The sequence below is a fragment of the Oceanirhabdus seepicola genome (assembly GCF_023684385.1).
Taxonomy (GTDB): domain Bacteria; phylum Bacillota; class Clostridia; order Clostridiales; family Clostridiaceae; genus Oceanirhabdus; species Oceanirhabdus seepicola.
Genome location: NZ_JAGSOJ010000001.1, coordinates 915,495 through 928,869, shown reverse-complemented (window position 1 = coordinate 928,869; position 13,375 = coordinate 915,495). Strand labels below are relative to the sequence as shown.

General features: G+C 30.8%; 13 protein-coding genes. 10 read left to right on the top strand and 3 right to left on the bottom strand.

Features of this window, described 5'->3' with window-relative positions:
- Positions 1 to 13: 13 nt before the first annotated feature.
- The 8 genes from KDK92_RS04010 (at position 14) to KDK92_RS03975 (ending at position 7,048) form a co-directional block, all read left to right on the top strand.
- The gene (locus KDK92_RS04010) at positions 14 to 190 is read left to right on the top strand and encodes a hypothetical protein (protein WP_250857763.1); all 177 of its coding nucleotides are present in this window, start codon (positions 14 to 16) and stop codon (positions 188 to 190) included.
- Between the two features lie 187 nt (positions 191 to 377).
- Entirely contained in the window at positions 378 to 605 is a 228-nt protein-coding gene (locus KDK92_RS04005) for a hypothetical protein (RefSeq protein WP_250857762.1), read from the top strand.
- Entirely contained in the window at positions 602 to 2,314 is a 1,713-nt protein-coding gene (locus KDK92_RS04000; RefSeq protein ID WP_250857761.1) for a serine hydrolase domain-containing protein, read from the top strand. Before KDK92_RS04005 ends, KDK92_RS04000 begins: the two co-directional genes overlap by 4 nt.
- A 248-nt stretch (positions 2,315 to 2,562) precedes the next feature.
- On the top strand, positions 2,563 to 2,853 hold the full coding sequence (locus tag KDK92_RS03995) for a CD3324 family protein (protein ID WP_250857760.1): 291 nt from the start codon (positions 2,563 to 2,565) through the stop codon (positions 2,851 to 2,853).
- A 146-nt stretch (positions 2,854 to 2,999) separates the two neighbouring features.
- A complete protein-coding gene (locus KDK92_RS03990; protein ID WP_250857759.1) occupies positions 3,000 to 3,476 on the top strand; it encodes a GNAT family N-acetyltransferase in 477 nt (158 codons plus the stop codon).
- Positions 3,477 to 3,865: 389 nt separating this feature from the next.
- Positions 3,866 to 5,653, top strand: a complete 1,788-nt coding sequence (locus tag KDK92_RS03985) for a YARHG domain-containing protein (RefSeq protein ID WP_250857758.1) — start codon at positions 3,866 to 3,868, stop codon at positions 5,651 to 5,653.
- A gap of 56 nt (positions 5,654 to 5,709) precedes the next feature.
- Positions 5,710 to 6,579 (top strand): hypothetical protein, encoded by an 870-nt coding sequence (locus tag KDK92_RS03980; protein ID WP_250857757.1) that lies wholly within the window; start codon positions 5,710 to 5,712, stop codon positions 6,577 to 6,579.
- Positions 6,580 to 6,610: 31 nt separating this feature from the next.
- The gene (locus tag KDK92_RS03975) at positions 6,611 to 7,048 is read left to right on the top strand and encodes a GNAT family N-acetyltransferase (RefSeq protein WP_250857756.1); all 438 of its coding nucleotides are present in this window, start codon (positions 6,611 to 6,613) and stop codon (positions 7,046 to 7,048) included.
- Between the two features lie 136 nt (positions 7,049 to 7,184).
- On the opposite strand, the gene fliB is transcribed toward KDK92_RS03975, so the two are convergent.
- Entirely contained in the window at positions 7,185 to 8,405 is a 1,221-nt protein-coding gene (fliB, locus tag KDK92_RS03970) for a flagellin lysine-N-methylase (RefSeq protein ID WP_250857755.1), read from the bottom strand.
- A gap of 644 nt (positions 8,406 to 9,049) precedes the next feature.
- On the opposite strand from fliB, the gene KDK92_RS03965 reads away from it, so the two are divergent.
- Positions 9,050 to 9,397, top strand: a complete 348-nt coding sequence (locus tag KDK92_RS03965; RefSeq protein WP_250857754.1) for a PadR family transcriptional regulator — start codon at positions 9,050 to 9,052, stop codon at positions 9,395 to 9,397.
- 4 nt (positions 9,398 to 9,401) lie between these two features.
- Positions 9,402 to 10,424 carry a hypothetical protein gene (locus tag KDK92_RS03960; RefSeq protein WP_250857753.1) on the top strand — a complete coding sequence of 341 codons (1,023 nt, stop codon included), beginning with the start codon at positions 9,402 to 9,404 and terminating at the stop codon, positions 10,422 to 10,424.
- Between the two features lie 227 nt (positions 10,425 to 10,651).
- Here KDK92_RS03960 and KDK92_RS03955 read toward each other — a convergent pair whose 3' ends face one another.
- Together KDK92_RS03955 and KDK92_RS03950 are read right to left on the bottom strand one after the other, a co-directional pair.
- On the bottom strand, positions 10,652 to 12,391 hold the full coding sequence (locus KDK92_RS03955) for an ABC-F family ATP-binding cassette domain-containing protein (RefSeq protein ID WP_250857752.1): 1,740 nt from the start codon (positions 12,389 to 12,391) through the stop codon (positions 10,652 to 10,654).
- 271 nt (positions 12,392 to 12,662) lie between these two features.
- Positions 12,663 to 13,331 (bottom strand): hypothetical protein, encoded by a 669-nt coding sequence (locus KDK92_RS03950; protein ID WP_250857751.1) that lies wholly within the window; start codon positions 13,329 to 13,331, stop codon positions 12,663 to 12,665.
- Positions 13,332 to 13,375 lie beyond the last annotated feature (44 nt).

Genomic DNA, 13,375 nt, shown 5'->3' with positions numbered 1-13,375 from the left:
GTGGAAGGATAATATGGAAAATCAAGCAAGTATTTCACCCTTCAGAGGGCTTAGAAAAGCTGTGTCTTGGTATTATTCTTTTAAAGAAATGCGCCATAAGCAGAATGCTGAGTGGCGCATTTTTATTTCAGAAAAATGTTGTAGGTTGATAGGGGGATATACCAAGTGGTATTATTTAAAGAGAATTTAAGGTGCAATAAGTTATGATGTACAAAAGCGACTCTTTGGGTAGTTGAAGGGAATCCGGCAAAATCTTTCGTGTCCTTTACTATTTTGTTTCTGAAAAGAACTGGGGATTGAGTTGAGTGGTGGACTTCTCTATACTTAATGTATAGAGAAGTGAATGAAATATTAATTGTTCAGGGGAGGGGTTTAAGATGAATATTGGTGGAAAAAATATAGAATTAGCAACAAAATTGCAGCAACATTTAGCTATGAAGAAAGGAAAAGAAGGGGCAGGAATTAGTGCTGCTTTCGTTATGGATGGTGAACTTATAGCTGCATGTACAGTGGGAAAGTGCGGTAAAGATGGTACACTTTCTGATATATCAGATTTATATAATGTGGGTCAGTTACAAAAGTATATACTGCTGTTGCTATTATGAAATTGGTTGAGATGGGGAAAGTTGATTTGGATATTCCTGTAGTAGAGTATCTTCCTAGGTTTAAAATGAGAGATGAACGGTATAAAAATATAACGGTGCGCATGCTACTGAATCATTCTTCAGGACTTCCGGGTAGTAATTACCGTAATGCAATATCAGATAGGTGGACTGGTGAAAACTTTATGGATGAATACTATGAATATTTTTCTTGTTCTAAGCTAAAAGCGGAACCAGGAAGTTTCTCTATTTATTGCAATGATGGTTTTGAACTTGCAGCTGCTATCATTGAAAATGTGAGTGGACAGTCATATATAGAATTTGTGAGAGAGTACATAACAAATCCAATTGGTGCATATTCAACGGGGGTAGCTGATATTGCAATTGAAGGGAGAAAAATGATGTCATGTGATGGAGCTAATCCAGAATGGCTATCAGCAATTGGTGCAGGTGCAATTAGAACAGACCTTTCAGACTGTGCTCGTTTCGGATATCTATTTATCAATCCAAGTGAGGTTATTAAAAGGGAATCAATAGATGAATTATGTAGATCACAAGGCGTAACCTTTTTAAAGAATGATAATATGTCAACCTTACATGGGTTAGGGTGGGATGCTGTTGAATTCAAAAGTAAAAAGGTAAATCTGGGAGAGCATACACTTGAAAAAGATGGAGGGACATCACAATTTGAAAGTGAACTCATTGTTAGTCAAGAATATGGACTTTCAGCTGCTATATCTGGGACGATGGATTGTGAAGTTAATTTTTGCGAACTCCTTTGTGAAATGATGGCTATAGTTTTGGAAGAGAAAGGGTATGATGTTAGTGTAAAAGAGATGCCCACAGCTGAGCTAGATAATTCAGTAGAACCAATTCCTGAAAAATGGCTAAATGAAGATGGGAAAATATTTTATGCATCAGATAACATTTACAAAGTGGTTATAAAAGAAGAAAAACTTTCTGTTTGGTTTTACAAATATAATGGTGAATGGGTGAGGTCAAAATGGTATCATGACCTCCAATGGAATAATGGTAGATTTGGAAGGGATGAATTAAGTGTACTTTTTGAAGAGTATCAGGACAAGGTGTATATAATAAGAGGAAAAGATGGTATGAAAATACCATTTGGTCAGAGAAATATAAATTATGTACCTATAAGCGAAGGCTGGAAAAATCGTGTTGGTAAAAAGTATCTTGCTTGTAATGTTTCTGCTTTTGATTTAGATTCCGCAGAAGAAATATCCCTTGTGATAGAAGAGGGTGAAGATGAAGGGGTAATTCTTTTTAAGAGACCAATTGAAGGAAATATAATGCCGGTGGTTTCCTATGGGAATGACGACACGGATATGTTTCTTAACATACCTTCATACGGTTCCAATGACATATACGCACCATACCTATTCTGTAAAGATGGAACAGAATATCTGAGAAATGGCGGGTATATATATGTGGATACAGAAAGGGTTTCGCATATAAAATCAGGAATAATAAAAAGTTCAAGAAAAGAAGAAAATGCAATATTTAAAACAAAGGCTGGCTCACATATAGAATTCAACAAGCCAGAGGATGTGGCTGTTTTTATGTTAGATGAGAACTTATCAATCGTATATAACAGTCATGACGATGAATCTATGCCGGAAATATGTGATGGATATATTATTTTTGCTAATGATAGTGCTATGGATTTTGAAGTGAGTGTAAGGAAAAAGTAGGAGCGGGATAGGGTAGTGATGAATAAATATTGGTTATATGATATAATTTAGTAGTATTTTGGAAAAAAAGATATAAATTATCAATGATTTTAGGAGGAGAACAAAATGAAAAATATTACTTACATTACTTTTACTTATAGGAGACGCTACGTGTAAAAAGAAGTAAAGTGGTGCCAGACTATATACGTGCTTTTCGAGCTTAATCGATGTTACTTTATTGATAAATTCTTAGATAAGGAGCGGAGATTATGGGATATATAAAAGCATGTAAGGTTTTACCACAAGAGTTAGTAGCATTGATACAAGATTATGTAGATGGAGAATATTTATACATTCCACGTAAGAAAGGGAATGAGAAAAGCTGGGGGGAAGCTAACGGAACAAAAGAGAATATTGTTAAAAGAAACAGAGAAATCTATTATCAATATTGTTCCGGTGTAAAGGCTGATGCTTTAGCTGAAAGGTATTATTTATCAGAAAAAACAATACGTAAAATAGTATCTATTGAAAAACAAGATGCAAAACAATCAGTTGGTTAAATGAGAAGGGCATGAGAGAGTAATCTTTCGTGTCCTTTACTATTTTGTTTCTGAAAAGAACTGGGGATTGAGATGGGGGTTGGATTTTAATATACTTAATGTATAGAGAATAGTAATGAGGAATTAATTATAAGGGGAGGATTTATATGATAGAACTACGAAAAATCACATGGGATAATTGGGAAGCATGTATAAGTTTGGAAATCAAAGAAGAGCAGGATGACTTTATAGCATCGAACAAGTTCAGTCTTGCACAGTCATATGTTGCATTATTGAATGATGAACTTCCACCTATGACATATGCCATTCATAATGATGATACAGTAATAGGTTTTATTATGATGTATTATGACACAGCGGAGGAGAATGATTATGGTGATGAAGAATGTTATGGTATCTGCAGATTTATGATTGATAAAAGATTTCAAGGGAAAGGCTATGGTAAGGAAGCATTTACCCAAGCCATTGAATTAATTAAGACTTTTCCACAGGGCAAAGCGTCAGTTGTTTATCTTTCGTATAATCCTAAAAATATGGTAGCGAAGAACCTTTACGCATCATTTGGTTTTGAGGAAACAGGGGAGATTGATGATGGTGAAGCCGTTGCAAGACTGAATTTGTAGAGAGGGTAATTATTAAATGTGAAGAATGATAAATTTATATTTGAACTGCAATTTAAGTGTTTACTTAAGTTGTGGTATTTTTTTGTCTGAATATATGTAAAACCTGTGTTATAATGTATAAAAATGTTAAGGATGATAAATTAATAGTGGTGGATTATGAGAATAGTAAAATTATAAAAATATGTTTTAAAGTGTAACAGTGCTTAATTTAATAATCACTGTTAATTGGGATGGATTTATAATTTTAAGGGTTAATTGTATAAAAATGTGTTAAAATCAATATGAAGGAAAAAGGTTAAACAGACTTATAAAGTCTATTTGAAAAGAGAAATTTGTTATGTATATGACGATGAATTTAAAATATGAATTAATTTTAAAAGGAGGATTGAATGAAATCTAAAAGAAGAATTATTGTTGCAGCGGTTATCATAGGAGTGCTAATAAGTGGATGCAGTAATAGTGAAAATCAAATTGAAACCAATCAAAAGAAGAATACAGAGGTTGTGACAAAGACAGAAAATCAGAAAAATAATAAGAGTGACGAAAATGATAAGTCATCAGATGGAAATAACAAGAGTAGTAAAGAAAGCAGCATAGATATAAATATTAATGAAGAGATAATCAATCTAAATAAAATAATTGATGATTCCTATCTAGAAAAACTGTCATTAGCCGAATTATCACTCCTTAGAAATGCCATATATGCATCCAAGGGATATGATTTTTCAACAAAGTATTTGAAGGATTATTTTTCAAAATATACTTGGTATGAACCTCGAGGGAAGGAAGTAGAAGATAAATTTTCAGAAGTAGATAGTAACAATATTGAGAGAATAATGTCCAAGGAAAAGTCAGGTTTTGATAATTTAAAGAACTCACGTGATATGAGATTATTTGTAGATAAAGAATTTGCGTTTAATGGCGGAGGGGATAAGTTTAATTTATCCATGTATTCAACACCATACAGTGGAGAGGGAATGACTAATAATCCAATAAAGCTTATCCTTAATGGAAAAGAAAATAGCCTTGAATATAAGAGTGACTGGAATGATGGTGTATATGTGGGGTTAACTGATATAGATGAAAGTGATGATTCTGTTGAGGTATTAATAACAGCAGCTGGAACAGATATAGTTTGCACCACTGATATTTATAAATATAGTAATGGAAAGTTAGAGAAAGTTGATACAATTCATCATTTTGGGGACAATATTTTAATTGGGGACAATGGATACTTGTATTTTGCAAATGCAGAGGGAAATGGAGAGTTCAATACAGTATACAACTATAGGACTAGAGGGAAAGAAGAGATATGGGATCAGATGATAAAAAATAAACTCTTTGATAAGAACTTTATTGGAATCGAAAGCAATGAGCCAAGCACTTCTCAAAATAACGAAACCATAAATAAAAAAATAACTAGTCGGATTACCTATAGGGAAGATTTGAATTATGATGGTGATGAAGAAGAGATATATGTAGAGTTCAGTGAAAAAGGGGATTATAACTATGAAATTAATTGTTACACAATAAAAATAACTAATGGTGATAAGGTTTATGCTTATGAAGATGATGGGAATTGTAATCTAGATCAGTATATTAAATTCATGTACATGGATGAGAAGGTATTCTTCTATGTATACGATGATGGACCAAGCGGTGATCCCTTTACTACAGTACTTGAGCTGACTGAAGATGGAATAAGGAAAGTTATGAATCAGGAAGGAGAAGTTACAGACTATACTAAAGATGGTAGAATCTATACTTGGTTCAGTTACCTTGGAAGTGAAAAAGATGTACTGTATTATTTTGATATAAAAAAGGGATTGGTTCATGTGGAAAAGAGTAAGATTATTGGAAAAGAAATTTCATTCAATGGGCATCTGATTCTCTTTTCTGATAATAACTGTTCAGGTATGAGCTGGACAACAGAAGAGATAGCTGAGGAAATTATAAGGGTTAAAGAAAATAAAGAGGCTGATATAAAAAGGAAATATGAAGATTATTATAAATATAATCTTGAAAGAATAATCTATGTTTCAGACCCAGGAGAGAAGTTTGAGGTTGTTGATGTTGACTTTGAGACAGATCCAGAAAGAGTAAGGAATATACCAGTGAAAGTAAGGAACAAAAATGGAGATGTTGGATGGTTGTTGTGGCTTAATGGAGGAGATTAAGAAATTATAATCAAGTTATCATTTGTTTTATGAATATGGGGGGAGGAGTTCTATAAATGCTAAGACTAGGTAAAAAAGATTTTAAAATATACATGAGTTTTTTAGGTTTAATAATCTTATTAAGTATAATTTATCCAGTAAAGGCTTTTGCGGATATAGGTCCTAAGCCTACAATAACTATACTTGTTACTGGATATGAAGATAGAGATTATTTATTAGATTTATTATCAAATGAGGAAATGGATCGCTTAAAAGATAAGCCTACAGATGAAAAAGAACTGGATTTATATAATTACAATGAAGATGGATGGAAAGCACTCAATGTTAGAACAGGGTGGGTAAGTGGTTCACTAAAAGGAGAATATAATTCAGAAAGTGAAAAAATGATTCACAATTTTGGATATAGACCACCTGAGACATTTAGGATAATAGTTAGAAAAAATAATGGAGATATAGTAGTTTCTAATGAAGTTACACCAAATCAATTTGATGCAATAGTAACTTTTAATCTAAAATCAGGGAAGGCAGAAGTAGTGAAAAAAAATATTATAGGGAAGATGAGAGACATATCAAAAGAGCATCACTTTTTACCCTTAGTTCTTCTTATTATATTAGTCCCTATAGTATTTACCATAATTATTGAGATTATAATTGCGCTATTCTTTAAAATAAAGGAATTAAAAGTTTTATTTTGGACAAACATACTCACTCAAATTCTTCTTCAGATAACATTCAGAGGGGTTATAGATTCAAGGTATAATTATTATTTTACTCTATTTTTACTGGAGATGGGAGTTTTTCTTATTGAATATTTGATTTACAGAAAAACCATTAAATCTATAAATCAAAAGAGAATATTATTATATACTTTGATAGCTAATGGTATTACTTATGTAGTTGGGTTGTTTGTGTTTGGAATGTATTAACTAAAAGAGAAATATCATGGAGGATACTAATATGGTAAGATTAGAGAAAATAACAGCTGAAAATTTTAAAGAGTGCTTAAATTTGAAGGTTGCAGAGGAACAGAAAGATTTTGTTTCATCAAACACCCTTTCATTGGCAAAGGCATATGTGTTTAATGATATAGTAACACCTTTTGCAATTTATAATGATGATATAATGGTAGGTTTCATTATGATGCGTTTTACTGAAGAACATAATTATTATTTTATATGGCAACTTATGATTGATCAGAAGTACCAGGGCAAAGGGTATGGAAAAGAAGCTATGAAACTGGCTATTGAATGGATGAAAAAAGATGAGAGATGCCATCAAATTCTTACAACATATAAAAAAGGTAACCAATGTGCCGAGACTCTGTATACCGAACTTGGATTTGAGAATATGGAGGATTTCGGGGATGATGAAATGGATATGGTGTTGAGGTGGTAGGTAACATCGTTAAAAAACTCGATTAAGTTTAAAATAGTACCTATAGACTAGACAAATAAAAAGTGTTTAGTCTATAGGTGTTTTTGTGTAATTATGTGAGAAAATTGAGTATAGTAAAATCAAATTAACCTAAAACTTATAAAATAATTTTTGCAAACTCCATATTGTCAAATTCATTTTTCTTTAAATCATTCAGAACATCAATTAAATAGGTTTTGTGATGTTCTATAGTTTTTGAAAAAACTTGTATGAATCTAACAACATTATCAATGGATGCTTCTTTATTAAATAAAAATATGCCAGTCAAATAAAATCTAATAAGTGAGAATCTTATTAAAAGCATAATATAACCGTCAAATACTGATTCTGTTTCTGAAAAAGGAAATAAATTCTTATACATAAAATTAACTAAGTAATTTTCAAAAATATAGCTATTATTATTTATGAACTCTTCAAAATAACAATCAAATCCCTTTTTATAAGCTTCTGAATATTTATTTATATCTTTTGAGTCATTAAAATTAAATCCAGCTATAAGTTCTTTAGTATATTCTTGGAAAGAAGCACTATCTACTTCTTTAAAGACGTTTAAATCATCTATCATTTTCTTTAAAAAAGATACTTGAATAGCATTATTTAATGTGTTTTTTTCATAAGAATCCTTAGTCGAATTGATATCATATTCATTAATAAATTTACATACTCCATCAAAATTATAGTCAAGCTCTTCTTCGAGTTCATCTAAGAAATTACCTAATATAAAAAATCTTTCACTTAAATCAAATTTTCGATTTTTCATTATTTTAATGCAAAAAGCTCTAATTTCCTTTATATACTTTATAGGTAATTCATTAAAATCTTTAGATTTAGTATCAATATCACTTGAGAGAATATGTTTATCTAAAGTTTTTTCACTTTCTGTGAACTCAATTCCATCCTTTTTTAATAAAAGAATTCTTGCAGCTTCTGGACAAGCTGTATCAAGAGACATTTCATAATATCCATCAATTCTATTGGTGATTCTAGGGAAAGAGGTGCAAACATTTGAAAGATATTCTTCTCCTAGATTAGTGTAGATTACACAATAATGATTTTCATCTAAAAATGGACATGTTTTTCCAGGTTTTAACTTAACTTTTCCATAATCTACATCAGCGCTACAATAGTTATCATTGTTATGAACATTTTTTTGAAACATTTTCTTCATATCTTTGTCTTGAACTTTATAATACTGTCTGAATGTAGTCTTATCAATATCTACATCCCAACCAATACAACAGTTATCTTCACAACTACCCCCTATACACTTAAATTCCTCAAGATACAGCGGATATCTCATTTTTACTTTTTTATTCATCATTGCCTCCGAATTAATACCCCTGGGAAAAATACTCCGGGGATGCTTTTACTTAAAAATAATATCAACAATAATATATTATACTTGATATTTCAACAAACATCTATAGAGATTCCAGTACGAAAATTAATTTATGCTTGTTCCAAAATCTCGACGCATCAACGAGTTATGGACATGTATAAATTAACATTTGAGTTGGAATCTCTATATTAGCAACAAGAAATTTCTACTACTTTCTAATTTCTTGAAGCACCTTTGAAGTACTAACAGAAGCAGGAATTGTAATGGACAACTTATGTTTGTTCCTAAATAGTTGAGGCCAGATTTCTTGTAATCTTGCTTGAATATTGGTGTTGATCCATTTTTAATTGTAAAACAAATAGCAGCAGCTCATCATGGAAATGTAATTATCGGTAAAAGTCCCTATGACGGTTTTGTTGATTTAGTCCTATTTTTTATACTTGAAAATTAATATTAGCAATAATAAATGTAAATAAAAGTACAATTCTAATTAAATCGAAAATTGAAGTATTGTATATTATTGATACTTTATTAATATATCTGTTAATAATTACAAAAAAACATTATTGTTGTATTTACAATAGTGTATGGCATACAGTATAATAGAAATAGGAGGTAATAAAATGGAAAACAAAGATAAAGATGAATTATTTGATAAATTATTACTAGAACTACGGCGCGGTACGATAATATTAAGTGTTCTAAGCCAATTAAGATCATCACAATATGGGTACTCCCTTGTTATGTTACTTCGAGAAAAAGGAATACCAGTAGAGGCAGGAACGCTATACCCTCTTTTAAGGAGGTTGGAAAAACAAAATCTTTTAGAAAGTACATGGGACGTGGATGCTTCAAAACCAAGAAAATACTATAAGCTTAGTGAATATGGAATAAATACCTATGATAAACTGTGTACAGAATGGTTTAGCATGGTTGAAAATATGGATAATATTTTAAAAAGTGAGGAGTGAATATATGGATTTTATAAACCGGTATGTATATGCCGTTACTAAAAGTTTTGCGGAAAAACAACGTGAAGATATTGAAAAGGAATTAAGAGCAAATATAGAAGATATGATTGAACAGAATCAGGGGCCGGAATCTTATGAGGAAAAGGCAAAAAAAGTACTTTTAGAATTAGGAGATCCAGAAGTGCTTGCAGATGACTATCGGGGATCTAAACGCTATTTGATAGGTCCACAATACTATGAAACGTACATTCTGGTACTCAAGATTGTCATTGGAGCGGTATTTGCAGGAATTTCCATTGCAATATTTGTTGAAAGTTTCTTTTTAGTCAATGAAAATATTGGTAGTATTACAGCTGAAAATATTACTAAAATTACAACAAACTATTTCGCTGCTTTGTTTTCTGGTGTTTTGCAAGCTTTTGCCTGGACGACGATTGCTTTTATGATTGCGGAAAGAAAAAATACGAAGATAAACAAAGAGCATTTAGAAAAAAGCAAATGGAATCTATCGAAATTACCGGCAGTCCCAGATAAAAAAGCAGGAATTTCATTATCAAATTCTATTTTCAGAATTATCTTTGCTACAATCTTTTATACAATATTATATTCTGCTCCTCAATTTTTTGCTGTTTATCTTTCTAGAGGCAATGAAACAATAGGAATTCCTGTTTTTAACTTAGAAGTGCTACAGGGATATAGGGTATTAATCATGAGTATATTGATATTAAGTATTCTTATAGAAATGTTGAAGATATATTATAGAAGATGGATGTTAAAACTTTCGGTTATTCATGTGATTTTAACAGTAATTGCAACAGTGTTAGCACTAATTATAGTGACAGACAGTAGTGTTTGGAATCCGAATTTCGTAACTGAAATCATCAAACATTTCAACTTGACTTTTGATTTCGCCAGTTTAACGGAAAAGATAAAAAGCTGGGTAGTGGCTGTTATGGTGTTATCAAGTTCAATAGAAATTATTACTGTTTTATATAAAGGGATTTGTTATAATACTAAAAAATATTAGATATCTGTGGTATTTTGATTCTAAATATATGACCTATACTAGCGATTAAATAGATGCAGTGGAATTAGAAATGAAGCATCAAGAAAAATGATATGGTGTTGAGGTAGTGGGTGACCGCTACCTTTTTGCATTTATTTATATAAAAGAATCCCCTAGTATTATTCAGATTTTGTGATTTAATCTGTCAACTTAAAGGGGATTATAACTTGTAGTAAAGAATACACGATTTAAAGTAACTTAATTAGCTCTTCTAACTCTTCAGATAAAATTTTTGCAAGCTCAAAATCAGTATCTTTTAAAGCCAATGCTATTTTCGTTTCAACTGATTTTTTCTTTTCTTCAATTTCTAAATAGTCTTTATCAAAATGATTAGCATAAATCATCTTTCTAAATTTTCGCATGCTCATTTTTCTAATTGTCTTATCTTCAATGATTAGAACATAATCCATACAGTTTACTATAGAATAGTAATCATGAGAAATCATTAGAATCGCACCCTTATAGTTTTCTATGGCTTTTTCAAGTGCTATTTGTGAATAGGTGTCTAAATGACTTGTGGGTTCATCGAGAAGCAACATGTTTGCCTTACTAGCAGAAACTTTAGCCAATTGAAGTATATTCTTTTCTCCACCAGATAAAGATCCTATCTTTTGTTCAAGGACTTCTTCCTCAAAACCATAGTTTGAAATATATGATTTAATATCTCCAGAAGTTTCAAATCCTGCATGGAAGAACTCTTCAAGTATTGTATTAGACTCATTTAGTATTTCTCCTTGAACCTGAGATAAATAAGCCACTTCAACCTCATTATTTATTTCAATGGAATCACGATTATTTTTAAAGATTTCTCTCAATAAAGTCGTTTTTCCAGTACCGTTTGAACCGATAAGAGCTACTTTATCAGTAGATTTAATTTCAAAGTTAACATTTTCTAAAAGCATCTCATTAAAGGCAACACTGTAATCATTAACTTTTAGAGCAATGGTTTCTTCGATTTTATTAAAAGTAGACAAACGGATATTCGGTTGTTTAATATCTACAAATGGCGTTTTAATTCTACGCTCTTCTAATCTTTCTTGAATTTTAACTCTACGCCTTAGAGCTCTTCCTTTAGCAGTATTAGAATCATTAGTTGCGATATGTCTTAGTTTTTTGACTAATATCTCGTTTCTCTCAATTTCTTTATCATCCTCAGCAGCAAGTTCTTGTAACTCAATTTTAGTTTGAAGTAATGAGAAGTTATAATCAATATATCTTCCATCAAACTCTTGAAGCTCCTTGTTTTCAAGGTGTATAATTTTGTTAAAACAATGATTTAATAGATATCTGTTATGCGTAATAATTAACATCATTCCCTTGTGAGAATTAATCAGATTTCTAAGAGAATTAAGGTTTTCAAAGTCCAAAAACACATCTGGTTCATCCATAATCATTAAGTCTGGACTATTAAGCATTTCCTTAATCACTTGAATAAGTTTGAACTCCCCACCACTAAGTTCAGATATCATTAGATCTTTAAGCTTGATTAGGTTTGCAAGATTTAGCTTCTTATTAATGTTGCTTTCGAAATCATCCCCACCAATTGCCTCAAATGCGTCTAAAGCTTGTTGGTACTTTTCTAGTAAAGTATCAATATCCGAAGATGTTTCCATTTCAGTACAAATAGATGTTATTTCATTTTGTAGCTTAATAAATTCTTCCCCTATATATTCGAAAACTGTAGTTTCTTTTGTTTTCTCTAGTTGTGAGAACTGACTTACATACCCAATTCTACAATTTGGGTCCATCTCTAACTTACCATCGAACATATATCTTTCTGGATCCATAATTATATCTATAAGTGTACTTTTTCCACTGCCACTTGTTCCTATAAAAGCGCAATGTTGACCATCTTCTAATGTAAATGAAATCTTATTATATAGATCTTTTTGCGGAAATGAGTAGGACAAGTTATCAACTTTTATCATATTATTACCTCTCTTTATCATTTGAAAAGAGCCTATAAAAAAAGCTCTTCAATATATAATCTTCCCAATTGCAATTTTGCAATTGGGAAGATTATATATATAGTAACGAAATTGTTTTTGGATTTACTGTTGATAGCATAACACTTTTTACGACTAATTTCAATCATTTCATATTAGGCAAGTTCAGGCGCAAATACCCCAGGGGTATTCTGAAGGAGTCAAACGACTGAAGTTGATAAAACCCCAAATAAAAGATCTCTATAATAAGTCACTATCTTAAATTTCGTGATGACATCTTTAAGAAAAAATTAAATATTAATAGTATGATATCTATAGAAATGGCAAAAGGTATGATCCATGAAAAGTCTGTGTCCGCTAAGTTTTTATAGTCAAATACGTCTTTATTAACGGATGAAATATATTCATTATGTAGCTTCATAATTTTATCATCATATTTGGATTCATCAAATTCTTCATTATAAATATCAAACTTCAGAACCCCATACTCGTTATATATTATATAAATCAATTCTTTTGAGTTCACATAAGGAGTTAAATTATAATATCCATATTCATCAAAATTTAGTCGTTTTCCATGAAGTGTATTAACAGTAAATATAGTATGATCGCTTCCTTTTGTACTCTTTTTAGTAATAATGCGTGTTGAAGATATCCTTCCTATTTGTACATTTAATTCTCCATTTAGAATTTTGTTATGTTTTCTAAATGCCAATAAAAAAACTAAAGCTACAAATACTACAAAAACAAGTAAAATTGCTTTTTTATGCTCTATGTCTGGCTTAACAGCATTTTTTAAAAACTTAAATTTAAACCCTGCTCTTTTCATATAGTAAGAAGTATATGATAGTATGTAACCTGTTAAAATTAAAAATGCTATTGCAAGAGGTGCTGTAAGAATACTTGCTGGATTATACCCCATAAAATTACTCCTAAATCTTATTTTATTTTTATTTAACAATGATA